Genomic DNA, 16,635 nt, shown 5'->3' with positions numbered 1-16,635 from the left:
TTGCGTGGACGTACCTGATGAAGGTGAGATCCGGCGTTTCCTCACCGACCGGCTCGGCGGGCAGGTGGATCCGGACCGGCCGCTGGAGGAGCACGGGCTGTCCTCGCGCGAGGCGGTGGCCGTGGCCGGTGAGCTGGGCGAGCTGCTCGGCCGCGAGCTGAGTCCGACGATCGTGTGGGAGCACCCGACGATCAACCTGCTCGCTCGCGCGTTGTCCGCACCCCAGGAGACACCTACGCCGCCGGCCGCGGTCGGGGAGCCGGTGGCCGTGGTCGGGATCGGCTGCCGGCTGCCCGGCGCGCACGACCCGGAGGCGTACTGGGAGTTGCTCATCGAGGGGCGTGACGCGGTCGGCGAGGTGCCCGCGGGGCGGTGGGAGGCGTTCGACGACGGGTCGGCGCGCACGCGCGAGGTGCTGGCGGGCACGACCCGCCATGGGGGGTTCCTGGAGGACGTGGCCGGGTTCGACGCGGAGTTCTTCGGCATCGCGCCGGGCGAGGCGGCGGCCATGGATCCACAGCAGCGGCTGCTGCTCGAGACGGCCTGGGAGGCGCTCGAACACGCGGGCGTGGCGCCGAGGTCGCTGGCCGGCACCCGGACCGGCGTGTACGCGGGCCTGTCCGCCACCGAGTACGCCTACCTGACCGGCGCGGACCTGGCCGCCGTGGACGCGTGGACGGCCACAGGCGCCGCGCTCAGCATCGCCGCGAACCGCCTGTCGTACCTGCTCGACCTGCGCGGCCCCTCCATGGCCGTGGACACCGCCTGCTCCTCGTCCCTGGTCGCCGTCCATCTGGCGGTCGGCGGCCTGCGCTCGGGCGAGTGCGACCTGGCGCTGGCCGGCGGCGTGAACCTGCTGCTGTCGCCCTTGGTCACGGTGGCCTTCGACCGGGGCGGCGGCACTTCCTCCGACGGCCGGTGCAAGGCGTTTGACGCCTCGGCGGACGGGATGGTGCGGGCCGAGGGATGCGGGGTCGTGGTGCTCAAGCGGCTCTCCGACGCCGTACGAGACGGGGACCGGGTGCTGGCGGTGATCCGCGAGAGCGCGATCAACCAGGACGGGCGGTCCAACGGCCTCGTCGCGCCCAACCCCGAGGCCCAGGAGTCCCTGCTCAAGCACGTTTACGGCGGCCTGGATCGGGGGCCCGACCACATCGAGGCCCACGGTACCGGGACGTTGCTCGGCGACCCGATCGAGGCGCGGGCGATCGCCGCCGCCATCCCGTCGCACGTGCTGCTGGGCTCGGCCAAGACGAACCTGGGCCACCTGGAAGCCGCCGCCGGGGTCGCCGGGCTGATCAAGACCGTCCTTGCCCTGCACCACGGCGTGATCCCGCCGAGCCTCCACTTCCGGCGGCCGAACCCACATATTTCATGGGATCGGCTGCAGGTGGTCACGGCACCGACCCCGTGGCCACGGGCAGACGCCCGGGCAGGGGTGTCCGCTTTCGGGTTCGGCGGCACGAACGCGCACGTCGTCCTCGACGCCTGGACATCCGCCCCCGTGGTGCGCCCGGACGACCGGGCCAAACACGTTTTCCTGCTCACCGACACCACCCCGGAACGCGTCGAGCGGCACGCCCGCGCCCTGGCCGCCTGGCGGCCTCCCGCCGATCTCGCGGACGTCGCCCACACGCTGGCCAGGCGGGCGCCTCGCGGGCGGGTGGCCGCCGCGGTGGTCGCCGGGGACGGCAGGGAGTTCGCCGGCAAGCTCCGTAACATCCGGCCGCGAGTGGTCACCGATGTCCGGGCCGAGCCATGCCGGCGGCGGAGCGCCGGTCCTGTCTGGGTCTTCAGCGGCTACAGCCCACACCCGCCCTCCCTGGACCTCTACGGCTCCGAGCCCGCCTACCGCAGGACAATCGACCTGCTGGCGCCCCTGCTGCGCGCCGAGGCGGGCATCGACGTGCACGCGCCCGCAGAGGGCGTGGCAGCACTCCAGCCGATCATCTTCGCCGCGCAACTGGCGCTGGCCGAGACGTGGCGGGCGTACGGGTTCGAGCCTGCCGCGGTGATCGGCCACTCGATGGGGGAGGTCGCGGCGGCGGTGGTGGCCGGTGGGCTCGGGATCGGGGACGCCGTACGGGTCGTCTGCCGGAGGGCCCGCCTCTTGGGCGAGCTGGGCGGAGGCGGGGCCATGGCCGTCGTCGAGGTCGGGGCCGACGCGGTGCCGGATGACCTGCACGTGGCCGTGTACTCGTCCCCGGCGCAGACCGTGGTGACCGGGGATCCGGAGCGGGTGGGGGAGTTCGCGGCGTCGGTGGCGGCGAGGGGGTTGTTCGCGCGCACGCTCACGGCCGAGGGGGCTGGGCATTCGCCGCAGGTCGGGCCGTTGCTTCCGCGGCTCAGGGAGGAGTTGGCGGGGATCGTGGGCGGCAAGCCCGAAATTTCGTACTACTCCCCGGTCTTTGAGGATCCTCGTGAGGTGCCGGTGTTCGAGGGCGCGTACTGGGCCGCCGGGCTGCGCCGTCCCGTACGCCTCATGCAGGCCGTAGGGGCGGCCGCCGAGGACGGTCACGGCCTGTTCACGGAACTGGGCCCGCGCCCCCTGCTGTCCGGTGCGCTCCGCGACACGCTTCCCCCGGCCGCCCTGATCACGGAGGGCGACTTCTACGACCAGGTGGCGGCGGCGGCCACGGCCGTGGTGCCGCGAACTCAGGGGCGCGTGGTGGACGTGCCGCACTCGCCGTGGCACCACGTACGGCACTGGGCCGCGCCGAACCGCCCGCCGGCCGGGCACCCCCTTCTCGGCGCCCACGTCGAGACCCCGGCCGGGCACGCATGGACGACCACGCTCGACGACCTCACCGGCGCCCCCTGGCGGCTGCCGCCAGAGGACTGGCACCGTGACGGCCATCCCCTGCTCCCGCCGGCCGCCCTGGCCAGGCTCGCCCAGGCGGCGGCCACCGACGTGCACGGGGAGGCCGAGCTGCGCGACGTCACGCTCCTGGGCCTGCTCCCGCTGCCCGCCCAGGTGACGATCACGCTGTCGGACGCCACGATCGAGCTCTCCGCCAAGAACGCCGCCGGCGCCTGGACCGTGTACGGCACGGCCACCGTCGCGCTGGACGGCAGTTTCTCAGGGACCGAGACCGCGAACTTGCCCGCTGGGCCCATCCCCACGAGGCTGGACGCCAAGCTCGTCACCCGCACGTGGGTCAACGCCCCACCGGCGGAGGCGGGCGCGCCCCGCGCGTGGCTCATTCTGGCCGATGAGGGGGATGCGCGGGCAGCCCGCCTCCGTTCCCTCGTGGCCGGGACGGATGACGCGACGAACACCCTCGTCCTGGTGCCCCGCCACCTCGACCCGGCCGGCGTCCAGCGGATCATGCTCCAGGTGGCCGGACTGGCCAGGCAGGGCTCCAGGATCACGATCGCGACAGAGCGGGCACAGGCCGTGTGGGACGGTGAGCCGCCGGATCCAGGTCCCGCCGCGCTCAGGGGCCTGGTCAGGGTGCTGGCGCTGGAGCACCCCGAGACCCGCGCCACCCTCGTGGACTTCGCCGACCTCGCCGACCTGGCCGCGGAGCTGGCCGGCGACTCGGCCGACGACGAGGTGGCCTGGCGCGACGGGACACGCTACGCGGCCCGCCTGCGCCGCATCCCGCTCCCGCAGGCCCGCCCGGCCCCGGTCGTGGGACCGGGCGCGTACGTGATCACCGGCGGCTACGGCCATCTCGGCCGGATCGCCGCCCGCTGGCTGACCGCACGCGGCGCCACGCGCATCGTGCTCAACGGCCGCGCGCAGCGGCCCGCCGACGGGATCGCCCAGGTGATCGCGGGCGACCTCGCAGCTCCAGGCACGGCCGAGCGCCTGGTCGCCGCCGCCACCGAAGGCGGGGTACGGCTGCGCGGCGTCATACACGCGGCCGGGATCCTGGACGACCGTCTGATCACGGACCTGGACCCCGGCAGTCTCGAACACGTGTGTGCCGCCAAGGTCACCGGCGGCCTGCACCTCCACGAGGCGACCAAGGATCTGGAGCTCGACTGGTGGGTCGCGTTCTCCTCGGCCGCAGGCCTGCTCGGCTCCCCCGGCCAGGCGGCCTACGCGACGGCGAACGCCTGGCTGGACGCGCTGTGCGAGCGGCGCCGGGCGGATGGCCTGCCGGCGATCAGCATCAACTGGGGTCCCTGGGCCGGGACCGCCGCCCCTGTCACGCCCGCCGTGGAGCCTTTGACGGCGGAAGAGGGTCTGGAGGCCCTGGAAGCGCTGATCCAGCGCGACCTGCCGGCCGGTGTCGTCAAGCTGAACCCCACCCGAGCTCACACGCTGTTCCCCGCCCTTTCCCGCATCCCCTACTTCTCCGAAATCGCCGGCATCCCCGTGGAGCACGCACCGGACCTGGTCGGCCTGCCGCCCGAGGAGGCGCTGGCCGTCGTGTCGGGGAAGGTGCGGGACCGCGCGGCCGCCGTGCTCGGGATCGACGCGGCCCGCCTGGGAGGCGACAGCGTGCTGACGGACCTCGGCCTGGACTCCCTGGCCGCGACCCGCCTGCGCGGCACCATCGAGCACGACTTCGGCGTGACCGTCCCCACGGCTCCGCTGCTCAAAGGGGCAAGCGTCGGTGCGCTGGCGCGGACCGTCCTCGAGCTCCTGACCCGCGAACTCCGCACCGCCCCGCCACGTCCGGGCACTCCGCGGACGGCGGCCGAGATCGCCGACGCCATCAGGCAGGCCGACGAGGCGGAGGCCACGCGCGGCGTCGTCCGGCCCCTGACCACCGGCAAACCAGGCAGGCCGATCTTCCTGGCGCATCCAGCGGGCGGCACCACCGGCGTCTACGCCCTGCTGGCCGACCGCCTCCCCGTCCCCGTCTTCGGTCTGGAGCGCCTGAACGGTTCCCTGGACATCCCCGAGCGCGCAGCCCGGTACGCCGAGGCCATCAGGGACACCTGCGCGGGGCCGTACCGGCTGGGTGGATGGTCGTTCGGCGGCATTCTGGCCTTCGAGATCGCCCAGAGACTGGACGACGTCGAACTCGTCGCCATGATCGACTCTGGCTTGCCTGAGCAGGTCCCCGAGCCCGCGAAGCGGGAGATCAACGCCCGGAGATACGCGGATTTCGCGGCATATCTACGGAGGACCTACGGCGCGGAGATCGAGCTGGACCCGGCCGAGCTGCTCCCGCTGGACGAACAGGCCCAGCTGGACCTCACCGAAGCCCGGATAGCCGAATCAGGAGTGCTCGACCGGCTGAGCCCCGCCGTCCTCCGCCACCAGCTGACCTCCCACGAGGACACCAGGGCCCTTGAACGCTATCGCCCCAGCCCGTACCCCGGCCGGGTCGTCCTGTACCGCTCCACGGACCCCACCCCGTGGACGGTCGAGGACCCCCGGTACGTGCATGAGAACGACCCGGCCAGGGGCTTCGCCCCGTACACCACCGATCTGCAGATCGTCGGGATCCCCGGGTCGCACCACCTCAACCTGCTCGACCCCCCGCACGTCGAGGTCATCGCCGAGCACCTGAAGGAAGTCCTATGACACTCGCCGAGGCAGTGGTGGCCGGCGCGGAGCCCGCCGAACTGGCGCGCCTGGACGTTCCTGCCGCCTACCGGGCCGCCTACATCCGCAAGGACGACGTGGGGATCTTCGGCCAGGAGGAGCCGGACAAGGACGTACGCAGGACGCTGTACGTCGGCGAGGTGCCGATGCCCGAGCTGGCCGACGACGAGGTGCTGATCGCGGTGATGGCAAGTGCGATCAACTTCAACACGGTGTGGTCGGCGATGTTCGAGCCGGTGCCGACGTTCGCGTTCCTGGAGCGGCTCGGGCGCACCGATCCCCGGCACGATCTGCCGGCCCACGTGCTCGGCTCGGACGCGGCCGGCGTGATCGTCAGGACCGGCCGGGCGGTACGGCGCTGGCGGATCGGCGACCGGGTGGTCACCAGTCCCGCGTACATCGACGGCGAGGACCCGGTCATCCAGCACGACGGCATGCTGGCCGGCGACCTGCGTGCCTGGGGCTTCGAGACGAACTTCGGCGGCCTGGCCGACTTCGCCGTGGTCAAGGCCACCCAGCTGCTCGCCAAGCCCCGGCATCTGAGCTGGGAGGAGGCGGCCTGCAACATGTTGTGCGCCTCGACCGCGTACCGGATGCTGGTGGGCGAGCGCGGCGCGCGCATGAAGCAGGGCGACGTGGTGCTGTTGTGGGGCGCGACAGGCGGCCTCGGCGGATACGGCGTGCAGCTCGTCAGGAACGGCGGCGGCATCCCCGTCGGTGTCGTGAGCACCCCGGAGAAGGCCGAGCTGCTGCGCCGGATGGGCTGCGCGCACGTCGTGGACCGGTCGCAGGTCGAGGACCTGGGCGAGGAGAAGGGCTGGCGCAGGCTCGGCGCCGAGATCAGGCGGCAGGTGGGCGAGGACCCGGCGATCGTGTTCGAGCACACGGGGAGGGAGACCTTCGGCGCCTCGGTGTACGTGGCCCGGCGCGGCGGCGCGGTGGTGACGTGCGGATCGTCCAGCGGGTACGCCCACGAGTACGACAACCGGCACCTGTGGATGAAGCTCAAGCGCATCATCGGCTCCCACGGCGCCAATTACCAGGAGTGCCACGAGGTGAACCGGCTCATCTCGCTCGGCCTGGTCCACCCCACGCTGTCGGCCGTCTACCCGCTGGAGCGGGTCGCCGAGGCGGCGCGTGCCGTGCAGCTGAACCGGCACGTCGGCAAGGTCGGCGTGCTGGCTCTCGCCCCAGGCGAGGATCTCGGCGTCGAGGACCACGCGTTGCGCGAGCGCATCGGCGAGCACCGCCTGAGGCTCTTCCGCGACCATTCGGTCAGCGCCCACTCACGGCAGAGGGCCCTCAGCGGCGGCTCCCGATGACCGCTTGCCGAGCCCGGAGCGCGATCTCCAGCTCGAAACGAATGTCCGGATCGGCCAGCTGATCGCCGTACAGCTCCTCGAGCTGCCGGAGCCGGTACCGCACGGTCTGCGGGTGCACGTGCAGCCGGGCGGCCACCTCGCCCGCGCCCCTGCCGTGCCGCAACCAGGCCAGCAACGTCTCGGCCAGCCGGTCCTGCTGGGTGGGCCGCAGATGGGCGAGGGGCGCGAGGCGTACCTCGGCCAGGGCGCTGACCAGCTCCTCGTCCTTGAACACCACCAGCGTCGACATGTGGTCCTCGCACCGCAGCAGCCCGCGCGGCAGCACGCCGCGCCGTGACAACTCCAGCGCCTCCCGTGCCCAGCGCAGCGAGGTCGCGGCGGCGGCCAGCGGCACGGCCGGCCCGATGGCGCCCCAGCGTCCGCGCAGCGCCTGCTCCAGCATCTGCGCCTGGCCGGGCCCACTCGGATCGGGCACCAGCAGGCACGGCGCGGGCCGCTCCAGCCCCGCCAGCACGTAGGGCGGCAGCGCGGGCATCCGGCGGTCGCCGGGCCGAGCGGGAGCGCGGTGGACGCCGTTCAGCGCGGAGGCGCCAGGTGGCCGGTCGTCGAGCGCCACGCAGGCCACCGTTCTCGGCAGCCGCCACCCAGCCGCCTTGGCCAGGTCCGCGATGGCCTCCTGGCTGGCGGGCGGCTGACTGAGCAGCAGGTCGAGGAGGCGGTTGCGGCGGCGTTCCATCTCGCCCGCGGCATGTGCCCTGGCCTCATCGAACCCCTCGGCCGCCGCGTCCGCCAGCTGGTCGAGGTAGACGAAGATGGCCTCGCCCAGGTCGTACAGGGATTGGGGGGACAACCCGAGCGGACCGGCGATCTCCGTCAGCCGTCGCCAGCCGACTCGAGCGCCGAGCCGCATCGCGGCCTGGAGCGACTCCAGGTTGCGCCCCTCGGCCGCCTCCCCTCTGCCGATCATGCGGAACGGCTCCGGATCCCATGGGGCGCCCGGGTGCTCGATGCGGTCGAGAAAGCCCTCGATGGCCTGCTCGACCGCCATCCTGACGACCTTGATGTAGAGCTCGTCGTCCGGCCGGTCGTACTCGGGGATTCGGGTCTGGATCTCTTTGATCACCTCGTCGGAAACCCGGCCGATGCCCGACCTGAGCGTTGTCACGATGTCCGCGGGTGTACGGCTTTCGCTGATGTCACTCTTGATGGCCATCGTCCCTCCTGTCGCCATTGTGACGTAGGCGACAGAGGTTTTCGAGCAAATGCTTGGTTGCTATCGCCGTCACTTCTGAATGAAGGCCCCGAACTCCTCCACGTTGATCAGCCCGTCACCGTCCTTGTCGAGCCGGCGCACCCCTTCCTGCGCGGCCTCCAACGTCACCGGCTGGCCGAGCACCTCCATCAGCCGGACGAGCTCGTCGGCGGAGATGCGGCCGTCGTTGTCGGCGTCGATAAGGTCGAAGGTGATCGTGTAGTCGCTCATGGAGTCGCCCTTCTGCGGGATCCGATGTCGCGTCAGACCTTAGTGGCGACCTGCCGTAGCGCGTCGATGAATGCCGCGACTTGTGAACTCTTGTCCGCGTCTCTCCACGCGATCGCGAGCTCCCCGGGCGGCAGCCCCGCCACCGGCCGGTACACCATCCCGGGCCGGTTGTAGAGCGCCGCGTTCCCCTCGGCCACCAACACCACGCCGAGCCCGCTGGTCACGGCCTCGAACACCTCCTCCGGCGTGTTGGCGGTGACCCCGACGACCGGCTCGTCGTCCCGCGCGTCGAGCCCGAGCCAGAAGTCCCGCAGCGGCCCCGCCGCCGCGGGCAACGCGATGAACGGCTCGTCCCGCAGCGCCGCGAACGGCACCTCCTCCAGCTCGGCCAGCGGATGGTCGGCGGGCATGGCCACACCCCTGCCCTCGGTCGCCAGCACGTACGTGCTCAGTCCCGCCGGCACCGGCAACCAGATGAACGCCACGTCCGAGGAGCCGTCGAGCAGCCCGCCGCTGGGATCGTCCCAACCGACCAGCCGCAACGACACTTCCCACCCCGGCATCGCCTTCCTGAACCGCCGCAACGCCGCCTGCTGCAACCCGCGCCCCACGGCCGTCTGCATCCCGATCACCAAGGTCCCCGTGGGGGCGGCCGCCCGCGCGTCCTCGAGCCCGGCCGCCCACCGCTCGAGCAGCTCCCGGGCGATCGGCAGCAACACCTCACCCTGCCGGGTGAGCGCGACCCCGCTGTGCACCCGCTCGAACACCTGGAACCCGAGCTGCCGCTCCAGCACCCTGAGCTGCTTGGACAGGGCCGGCTGCGACACGAACAACCGCTCGGCCGCCCGCGTCACGTTGAGCTCCTCGGCCACCGCCACGAAATAGCGCAACTCCCGCAGATGCACGTCCATAACCACTGGTTATCACAAGAGGTCTTGGACGCCGCACCTCCATCCGCCGCAAACTCGGACCCATGAAGACACGCCAGCTTGGAAACCTGCAGGTCCCCGCCATCGGCTATGGCGCCATGGTGCTCTCTCCGGGGATCTACGGCGACATCGACGACAACCGCGCGGCGGCGGCGCTGAAGGCGGCCCTGGACGGCGGCGCGACCCACGTGGACACCAGCGACGCGTACGGCGCGGACGGCCACAACGAGCGCCTGGTGGGCCGTGCGATCAAGGGCCGCAGGGATGAGGTGGTGGTCGCGACCAAGTTCGGCCTGGCGATCCCGGAGGGGGAGCCGAGCCGGTCCCAGCCGGTCGGGTTCGCCTTCGGCGAGCTACGCGTGAACGCCGAGCCCCGCCTCGTCCGCCGTTACGCGGAGCGCAGCCTGCGCAACCTGGACACCGACGTGATCGACCTCTACTACGCCCACTACCCGGACCCGGGCGTGCCGATCGAGGACACGGTCGGCGCCATGGCCGACCTGGTGCGCGACGGCTTGATCAAGCACGTCGGCCTGTCCAACGTGACGGCCGCGCAACTGCGGGCCGCACACGCCGTACACCCCGTGACGGCCGTCCAGAACGAGTGGTCGATGTGGCGCCCCGTGGACCCCGACCTCCTGTCGACGGCCCGCGAACTCGGCGTCGGCATCGTGGCCTGGAGCCCGCTGGGCACAGGCTTCCTGACCGGCACAGTCCAGTCCTTGGGTGAGGGCGACTTCCGCCACAACGCCCCTCGCTTCTCCGCGGACAACCTGGCGGCCAACAACGACCGCTACGCCCCCATCCGCACCCTGGCCGCCCAACTGGGGATCACCCCTGCCCAGATCGCCCTGGCCTGGCTCCTGCACCAGGACGAGCACGTGGCCACGATCCCCGGCAGCCGCACCCCGTCCCACATCGAGGAGAACCTGGCCGCCGCCGACCTGACCCTCCACCCGGACACCCTGGCCAGGATCGACGAGGCCCTCGCCAAGTTCGAGGTCACCGGCCGCACCCTTCTCTAAGCGCATGGGTCTCCGCGACGGGGCGCTGCGCGCAAGAGGGCTCCTGGCTGCGTCCTGTGGGAGAGCCCGCCTCCCCCTCCGTAGGCCAGACCTCGGATCACGGCCACTAGCACTTACGCGACGGGAGCGTTGGACGGCTCGCGCGTGGTGGTGGCGGCGAGGTGACGCAGCCTGTCCTCTGATTCCGAGCCGGGCTCGGCGGCGAACAGGTCCATCCCTTGGAGCTCCGGGTCGCCGGGCAGGCCGACGAGCTCGGCGGACAGCCGCAGCTCACCCACGACCGGGTGGTCCAGGATGTAGTCGCGGTGCGTCGCGGCGGCCACGTGGTGCTCGTTCCAGAGGGCCCGAAACTCGGGACTTCGGCTGCAGATCACATCGACGTGCTCCATGATCTGCGGGTGCTTGGGGTAACGCGCGGCCAGGAGCCGGAGCTGAGCCACGTGTTCCTGAGCGAGGTGCGGCCACCCCTCGCCGTGCATGCGCTTGATCTCCGCATCCAGGAAGATCAGGTGAGCGATCGTCCTGCGATCTTCGGGGATGGCGGCGAAGTCGGCGAAGACCGCCGCGGCCAGCCTGTTCCAGGCGATCACGTTGGCGTGCCGTCCCAGGACGAAGGCCGGGGTGAGGATCATGGAGTCCAGCAGCCGCTGCAGCCCCTGTCGCACCGGGGTCTGCGGGCAGTCGCGGCATCGGTGTGCCGGGTGGGCCAGTGCGTGCAGGTAGGTCCGCTCGTCCGCGGTGAGCCGCAACACGTCGGCGATGGAATCCAGCACCTCGGCCGACACGTTCTGGCTGCGGCCCTGCTCCAGCCGGGTGTAGTGGGCGACGCTCACCCCGGCGAGTAGCGCCAGCTCCTCGCGGCGCAGCCCGCGCACCCGCCGCGTTCCGTGGTTCTTGTACGGCACACCAGCGTCCTCCGGACGCAGCCGCGCCCTGCGGGACTTGAGGAACTCGCTCAGTTCGGCTTCACGATCCACATCAACCCAGCCTAAGCAAAGTTTGAGTAGTCAAGACACGAGACTGGCTGGGATCCGGGACCGCGATCAGGCTGTCCGGCATGCGATCCCTGATCCCTCTCGTACTCCTGGGCCTCGGCAGCATGATCACTGCCTTGGACTTCACCATTGTCTACGTCGCGCTGCCGGAGATCGCACGAGACGTGGGGTTCTCCCCCTACTCGCTGCAGTGGGTGGTCAGCGCCTACGCGGTGCCTTTCGGCGGCTTCCTACTACTCGGGGGCCGGTTGTCCGACATGGTCGGAAGGCGGCGGATGTTCGTTCTGGGCATGCTGCTGTACGGCGTCGGCTCGCTCCTCGGCGGGCTCGCCGCCTCTCCCGGTCTCCTGATCGGCGCGCGGGCGGTGCAGGGGCTCGGGGGCGCAGTCCTGATGCCCGCCACCTTGGCGCTGGTGGTCACCATGTTCGACGAGGGGCCGGCCCGCAACCGGGCGATGACCGTGTGGGCGGTCTGCGGTGCCAGCGGACTCAGCCTCGGCGCGCTGCTCGGCGGCCTGCTGACCGCCGTGTTCGGGTGGCCGGCGGTCTTCTTCGTGAACGTGCCGCTGACCGCGGCGGGCGCCGTGGCGGCGTTCGCCGTGCTGACATCTGACACCGGCCGGCGGGTGGGCAGGTTCGACCTGCCTGGTGCACTCACCGGCACCGCGGGCATCACGGGGCTGGTGTTCGCGATCGCGCACGGCGCCGAGTGGGGCTGGACCTCTGCAGGCGCCATGGCGTCCTTCGCCGCCGCGGCAGCGCTGCTCGCCGCGTTCCTGACGATCGAGGCCCGCAGCCGCAATCCGCTGATGCCGCTGCGGCTGCTGGGCAACAGGCACACGAGCGCCGCGGCCGGCGCGATCCTCGTCTACGGCCTGACCTTGCAGTGCGTGCCGTACTTCCTGACCCTCCACTTCCAGGATGTCCTCGGCTACGACGCCATGCAGTCCGGCCTGGCCTTCCTCGGGCCGACACTTGGCATCACGGCGGGCAATCTGATCAGTGAGCGGCTGATCCCGCGCCTGGGACTGCGCGGCACACTGACCCTCAGCGTGCTCGTGGGCGTGGCAGGGACTGTGGTGCTGGCGTTGAGCCTGTCCGTCGGCGGATCCTATGGGGGCCTGCTGGCCGGCCTCGTCTGCTTCGGACTGGGCGCGGGATTGTCGTTCAACACCATGTTCATCCTCGGCTCGACCGGCGTGGCCCCGGGTGAGCAGGGCGCGGTCTCCGGGCTCTCCTCCACTGTCCTGCAGGCGGGGAGCAGCGCGGGCCTGGCCGTCCTGGTCGCCGTGGCGGACCGCGACCTCACCGGCCTGACCGGGGAGGCGGTACGCGCCGCCACCGCCAATGGGCTCCGGTCGGCCCTCTTTGTCGCCGCCGCGATCGGTGTGGCCGGCGTGCTGGCCGCGCTGACGCTTCCCCGCGCGACCCGGCGGTCATCGGAGTCCGAAATGGTCAGGGGCTAGGGCTTCCCTCGACGAGGGCGGCCAGGTTCGCCAGCGCCATCCGCGTGCCCGTCTCGTTGTCGGCCGCAGGCACACCGTCGGGAATCCCGTCGTGCACGATGACGACCTCGGTGCCGGCACCGGCCTCGGTGAGCGTCGTCGTCATCGTCATGGTCCCGCGCAGCGCCGGATCCGCGGTCTCGAACTCCAGCACCTCGACCACCCGCTCATCCGGAACGAGCTCCGCGAAGTGGCCATGGTAGGTGTCGGTGTGCGAGGCCGACTTGCCGGTCGGCCCCGGCACGTCGTAGGTGAGTGAGACCCGGAACGACCCGCCTTCGCGGGCGTCGAACTCGTGGACGTGGCTGCTCATGCCCGCCGGCACCCGCCATTTGGCGATCGCGTCCGCGTCCACGAGTGCCCGGTAAACGGCTGAACGCGGCGCATTCACGTACTGAGAGACCCGCGTCGAGTACATGCGGCCGACCTTACCGGCGGGGGTACGGAGGCGTGAACCTCCGCCTCCGTACCCCCGCCGGGAGGCCCTATCTGAAGGCCGTGGCGCGTTCGGCGGCCCACTCCGCGAAGGTCCGCCCCGGACGCCCCGTGAGGCGGGGGACGACCGCGGCCCAGTCCTCGTTGACCGGAGCGGGATCGCGGGCCGCGTCGGCCCACATGCCGAACAGCCAGTCCACCACCTCCGCCGGATAGCCGTCCCGAACCCACTGCTCCCGCGCCGTCACCGGATCCTGCTCCTCGAAGCGCACCCGCTCCCCGATGGCCGCCCCGATCGTCTCGACCTGCTGGACGACGGTGAGCGCCTCCGGCCCCGCGAACGTGTACGTCTGCCCCGCGTGGCCGTCCTCGACGAGGACCGTGGCGGCGACGGCGGCGACGTCGGCCTCGTGCGTGGGCTGGGTGACCGCCGCGCCGTACGGACGCCGCACGACCCGCTCGGCGCGGATCGACGGCGCCCAGTCCAGCCAATTACCGGCGAACTCGCCCGGGCGGACGTGGGTCCAGTCCACGCCCGACGCCTCCACGGCCCGCTCCACCACGTGGTACCCGTCCTCGAACGTCTCGTCCTCGGCCCCGGCGCCCGACAGGTCCACGATCCGTCGCACCCCGGACTCCACGGCCAGGGCGACGACTTCGGCGACGGTATGCGGCACCGGGAACAGGTACAGCCGCTCCACGCCTGCCAGGGCCGCCCGCAGCGATTCGGGGTGTTCCAGGTCGCCTTCATACACCTCGACTTCGCCCGGAAGAGCGGCGGTGGCAGGGCGCCGGGTCAGGGCGCGTACGGGGCGGCCAGTCTTGAGCAGCTCCGCGACGACCTGTCGGCCCACGGCTCCGGTCGCTCCGGTCACCAGGATCGTCATGCCGCCTCCCCGATGAAGTCCGCCGCGTGGTCGCGGGCCCACTGGGCGAACGTGCGCGGTGGACGTCCCATGATCTCCTCGTATGTGGTGGTCGGCGGCAGCGCGCCGGGACCGTCGACCGCATCAGCGAGCAGCTCGATCAGCCAGTCGGCGACCTCCGGTGGGTAGCCGTCCACTAGCCACTGGGCGTGGGCCTGCGCTGGGGTCAGTTCCTCGAAGCGCACCTCGGCACCGATGGCCGCGCCGATCGCCGCTGCCTGCTCGACCTGCGTGACCTTGGCCGGACCCGTGATCGTGTACGCGGAGCCGAGGTGGTCGGTGGTCAGCAGGGCCGCGACCGCCACCTCGGCCACGTCCGCCTCGTGGACCAGGGGGTAGCCGGACCGGCCGTACGGTTCGCGTACCACCCGGGAGGCTCGGATGCGCTCCGCCCAGCCGAGAGCGTTGGCGGCGAGCAGCCCGGGACGCACGTGCGTCCACTCCTTGCCGGTGGCCTCCACCACCAGCTCCAGCCCTCGATGGGCCTGCCGCTCCTCCTCTAGATGGCGGCCGAGCGCGCTGGGGTCGTCGGAGGGGGCGAACCCGGCGGCCGCGGCAGAGTGCACCACGAACCTCCCCACGCCCGCCGCGGCCGCCTCCTCCACGAACCCGGTCCCGTGAGCGAAGGGGAACAGGTAGACGCGCGAGACCCCGGCCAGCGCGCCCGGCCAGGTATCCGGCCGCGTGAAGTCCCCGAGGGCCAGCTCCACCCCCTCGGGGAGGCGGAGGCGGGCCGCCAGCGGGTCGCGGACCATGGCGCGGACCCGCTGGCCGGCGCCCACCAGCCCATGCACCACGCGACGGCCGATGTTGCCGGTCGCGCCCGTCACTAAAATCGTCACGTTGCTCCTCTGATTTCCCGGATGGGCAATGGGCCGCCGCCGCGGTCCGTGGCCTTGGTTTCGCGGCGGCGACCCCGGACCCCGGGATGCTAGGCCGGTTTCAGAGAGCTCGCATATGGATCGGTCCAAACGTCAGCACGGGCAGGGTTTGCCCGGCAAGGGGATCGTGCCGCCGCTGCCAAGTAGGTCGCCTGACGCTCAGCCGTCCCCGACAGGCTTAATGTGCACGGCCCGCCGCGACGGATACCACGTCTCGCCCACCGGCTCGCCCGCCATGTTCCAGCTCCACGACTCGGTCGGCGTGATCCGGGTGTAGAGGCCCGGGCCGACCATGCCGACCCGTTCGACCGGCGGCTCGGCCTCGCCGTAGACCCGCACGCCACGCGCGATGAACGGGTCGAACGACACCATGTCATCGACCACCAGGGCGACCTGGAGATTGCCTGCCCGCAGGTTGCGGAACTTGCGGGTACGCAGCACCTCCTCGCCCGAGCCGCCGATCCAGAAGCCCGTACCGTCGAACTCGAACGCGACCGGCACCACGTCCGGCTGCCCGCCGCCGGACACGGTGGCCAGCCGGGCGAGCGGCTGCGACTGCAGGTACGCGATCTCTTCGTCGGTGAATGACATGTCTTCCCTCCCAGGTGACTCCCTACCTACACGAACGAGGTCTGCCGGGATCGACACGCCGATCTATACCATGACCGAAACCGCACAGCAGGGAGGCTCAGGTGCCGATCCCGGTCATCCTCGACTGCGACCCAGGACACGACGACGTCTTCGCCATCTGGCTGGCCGCCGGGCACCCGGAGATCGACCTGCGCGCGATCACCACCGTCGGCGGCAACGGCCGGCTGGCCCACACCACCTACAACGCCAGGGTGGTGACCTCGCTGGCCGGCATCACGGACGTGCCGATCTCGCCGGGCGCCCCCGGTCCGCTCGTCCGCGCCCTGTCGCCGGCCGAGTGGATTCACGGCGGCAACGCCCTCGGCGGGCCGGAGCTGCCACCGCCGACCGTGGAGGCGGATCCCCGGCCCGCGATCGAGCTCATCAGGGACACCGTGGACGCGGCCGACGAGCACGTTACGATCGTCGCCACCGGGCCGCTGACGAACATCGCGATGTTCGTCCGCACGTATCCGGACCGGCTGTCGAAGATCGGCGAGATCGTCTGGATGGGCGGGTCCACCGGGCGGGGCAACGTGACGCCGTATGCCGAGTTCAACTGCTGGTGCGACCCCGAGGCGGCGTCCATCGTGCTCGGCGCCGGGCCGCCGTTCACCATGATCGGCCTGAACGTCACTCACCAGGCCCTCGTCACCAAGGACGTCATCGCCCGGATCGGGGCGATCGGCAACAAGACGGCCGCGTTCGGCATGGAACTGCTGACCTTCTTCAACGCCACGTACGAGAGCGACCAGGGCATGCCGGAGGCGCCCCTGCACGACCCGATCGCGGTGGCGCTGGTGGCCGAGCCCGCGACCGTGACCACCGTCCGGACCAGGCTCGACATCGAGCTGCACGGCACCGAGACCGCGGGGGCGACCAGCGTGGACCTGATCGACAAGCTCAAGCGCGAGCCCAACGCGCACGTGGCGACCGGGCTGGATGTCGAGCGGTTCTGGCAGCTCGTGGAGGACTCGATCCGCGTGCTCGCCTGA

General features: G+C 71.7%; 13 protein-coding genes. 5 read left to right on the top strand and 8 right to left on the bottom strand.

The window, feature by feature from the left end; translation table 11 throughout:
- The first annotated feature begins 4 nt into the window (after window positions 1-4).
- Window positions 5-5,488, top strand: a complete 5,484-nt coding sequence (locus tag ACTWPT_RS24890; protein WP_443179847.1) for a beta-ketoacyl synthase N-terminal-like domain-containing protein — start codon at window positions 5-7, stop codon at window positions 5,486-5,488.
- Window positions 5,485-6,831, top strand: a complete 1,347-nt coding sequence (ccrA, locus tag ACTWPT_RS24885; protein WP_443179846.1) for a crotonyl-CoA carboxylase/reductase — start codon at window positions 5,485-5,487, stop codon at window positions 6,829-6,831. The genes ACTWPT_RS24890 and ccrA overlap by 4 nt, the downstream gene beginning before the upstream one ends.
- On the opposite strand, the gene ACTWPT_RS24880 is transcribed toward ccrA, so the two are convergent.
- From ACTWPT_RS24880 to ACTWPT_RS24870, 3 genes are all read right to left on the bottom strand, one after another.
- Complete coding sequence (locus ACTWPT_RS24880) at window positions 6,812-8,044, bottom strand: helix-turn-helix domain-containing protein (protein WP_443179845.1); 1,233 nt, start codon at window positions 8,042-8,044, stop codon at window positions 6,812-6,814. The two genes, ccrA and ACTWPT_RS24880, sit on opposite strands and share 20 nt — an antisense overlap.
- 69 nt (window positions 8,045-8,113) lie before the next feature.
- Window positions 8,114-8,314, bottom strand: coding sequence for an EF-hand domain-containing protein (locus ACTWPT_RS24875; RefSeq protein ID WP_443179844.1), 201 nt, complete (start codon window positions 8,312-8,314; stop codon window positions 8,114-8,116).
- Window positions 8,315-8,346: 32 nt separating this feature from the next.
- Complete coding sequence (locus tag ACTWPT_RS24870) at window positions 8,347-9,225, bottom strand: LysR family transcriptional regulator (RefSeq protein WP_443179843.1); 879 nt, start codon at window positions 9,223-9,225, stop codon at window positions 8,347-8,349.
- 62 nt (window positions 9,226-9,287) lie between these two features.
- On the opposite strand from ACTWPT_RS24870, the gene ACTWPT_RS24865 reads away from it, so the two are divergent.
- Window positions 9,288-10,268, top strand: a complete 981-nt coding sequence (locus ACTWPT_RS24865) for an aldo/keto reductase (protein ID WP_443179842.1) — start codon at window positions 9,288-9,290, stop codon at window positions 10,266-10,268.
- Window positions 10,269-10,381: 113 nt separating this feature from the next.
- On the opposite strand, the gene ACTWPT_RS24860 is transcribed toward ACTWPT_RS24865, so the two are convergent.
- Window positions 10,382-11,245 carry a helix-turn-helix domain-containing protein gene (locus ACTWPT_RS24860; protein ID WP_443179841.1) on the bottom strand — a complete coding sequence of 288 codons (864 nt, stop codon included), beginning with the start codon at window positions 11,243-11,245 and terminating at the stop codon, window positions 10,382-10,384.
- Window positions 11,246-11,325: 80 nt separating this feature from the next.
- Here ACTWPT_RS24860 and ACTWPT_RS24855 point away from each other — a divergent pair, with 80 nt between their 5' ends.
- Complete coding sequence (locus tag ACTWPT_RS24855; RefSeq protein ID WP_443179840.1) at window positions 11,326-12,729, top strand: MFS transporter; 1,404 nt, start codon at window positions 11,326-11,328, stop codon at window positions 12,727-12,729.
- Here ACTWPT_RS24855 and ACTWPT_RS24850 read toward each other — a convergent pair.
- The 4 genes from ACTWPT_RS24850 to ACTWPT_RS24835 form a co-directional block, all read right to left on the bottom strand.
- Window positions 12,719-13,186, bottom strand: coding sequence for an SRPBCC domain-containing protein (locus ACTWPT_RS24850; RefSeq protein ID WP_443179839.1), 468 nt, complete (start codon window positions 13,184-13,186; stop codon window positions 12,719-12,721). The two genes, ACTWPT_RS24855 and ACTWPT_RS24850, sit on opposite strands and share 11 nt — an antisense overlap.
- 67 nt (window positions 13,187-13,253) lie before the next feature.
- Complete coding sequence (locus ACTWPT_RS24845; RefSeq protein WP_443179838.1) at window positions 13,254-14,090, bottom strand: NAD(P)H-binding protein; 837 nt, start codon at window positions 14,088-14,090, stop codon at window positions 13,254-13,256.
- Entirely contained in the window at window positions 14,087-14,971 is an 885-nt protein-coding gene (locus tag ACTWPT_RS24840) for an NAD(P)H-binding protein (RefSeq protein WP_443179837.1), read from the bottom strand. The genes ACTWPT_RS24845 and ACTWPT_RS24840 overlap by 4 nt, the downstream gene beginning before the upstream one ends.
- Window positions 14,972-15,169: 198 nt before the next feature.
- Window positions 15,170-15,601, bottom strand: coding sequence for a PPOX class F420-dependent oxidoreductase (locus tag ACTWPT_RS24835; RefSeq protein WP_443179836.1), 432 nt, complete (start codon window positions 15,599-15,601; stop codon window positions 15,170-15,172).
- A 101-nt stretch (window positions 15,602-15,702) separates the two neighbouring features.
- On the opposite strand from ACTWPT_RS24835, the gene ACTWPT_RS24830 reads away from it, so the two are divergent.
- Window positions 15,703-16,635, top strand: a complete 933-nt coding sequence (locus tag ACTWPT_RS24830; RefSeq protein ID WP_443179835.1) for a nucleoside hydrolase — start codon at window positions 15,703-15,705, stop codon at window positions 16,633-16,635.

Source organism: Nonomuraea sp. 3N208 (genome assembly GCF_052245935.1).
Classification (GTDB): Bacteria; Actinomycetota; Actinomycetes; order Streptosporangiales; family Streptosporangiaceae; genus Nonomuraea.
Note: the sequence above shows the minus strand (reverse complement) of the source record. Positions and strands in the feature narration are given on the sequence as shown.

Excerpts from the sequence above, each read along its gene's own strand:
- ccrA (WP_443179846.1), top strand. The coding sequence starts at position 5,485 with ATGACACTCGCCGAGGCAGTGGTGGCCGGCGCGGAGCCCGCCGAACTG.
- ACTWPT_RS24870 (WP_443179843.1), bottom strand. The coding sequence starts at position 9,225 with ATGGACGTGCATCTGCGGGAGTTGCGCTATTTCGTGGCGGTGGCCGAG.
- ACTWPT_RS24855 (WP_443179840.1), top strand. The coding sequence starts at position 11,326 with ATGCGATCCCTGATCCCTCTCGTACTCCTGGGCCTCGGCAGCATGATC.
- ACTWPT_RS24865 (WP_443179842.1), top strand. The coding sequence starts at position 9,288 with ATGAAGACACGCCAGCTTGGAAACCTGCAGGTCCCCGCCATCGGCTAT.
- ACTWPT_RS24835 (WP_443179836.1), bottom strand. The coding sequence starts at position 15,601 with ATGTCATTCACCGACGAAGAGATCGCGTACCTGCAGTCGCAGCCGCTC.
- ACTWPT_RS24845 (WP_443179838.1), bottom strand. The coding sequence starts at position 14,090 with ATGACGATCCTGGTGACCGGAGCGACCGGAGCCGTGGGCCGACAGGTC.
- ACTWPT_RS24875 (WP_443179844.1), bottom strand. The coding sequence starts at position 8,314 with ATGAGCGACTACACGATCACCTTCGACCTTATCGACGCCGACAACGAC.
- ACTWPT_RS24880 (WP_443179845.1), bottom strand. The coding sequence starts at position 8,044 with ATGGCCATCAAGAGTGACATCAGCGAAAGCCGTACACCCGCGGACATC.
- ACTWPT_RS24850 (WP_443179839.1), bottom strand. The coding sequence starts at position 13,186 with ATGTACTCGACGCGGGTCTCTCAGTACGTGAATGCGCCGCGTTCAGCC.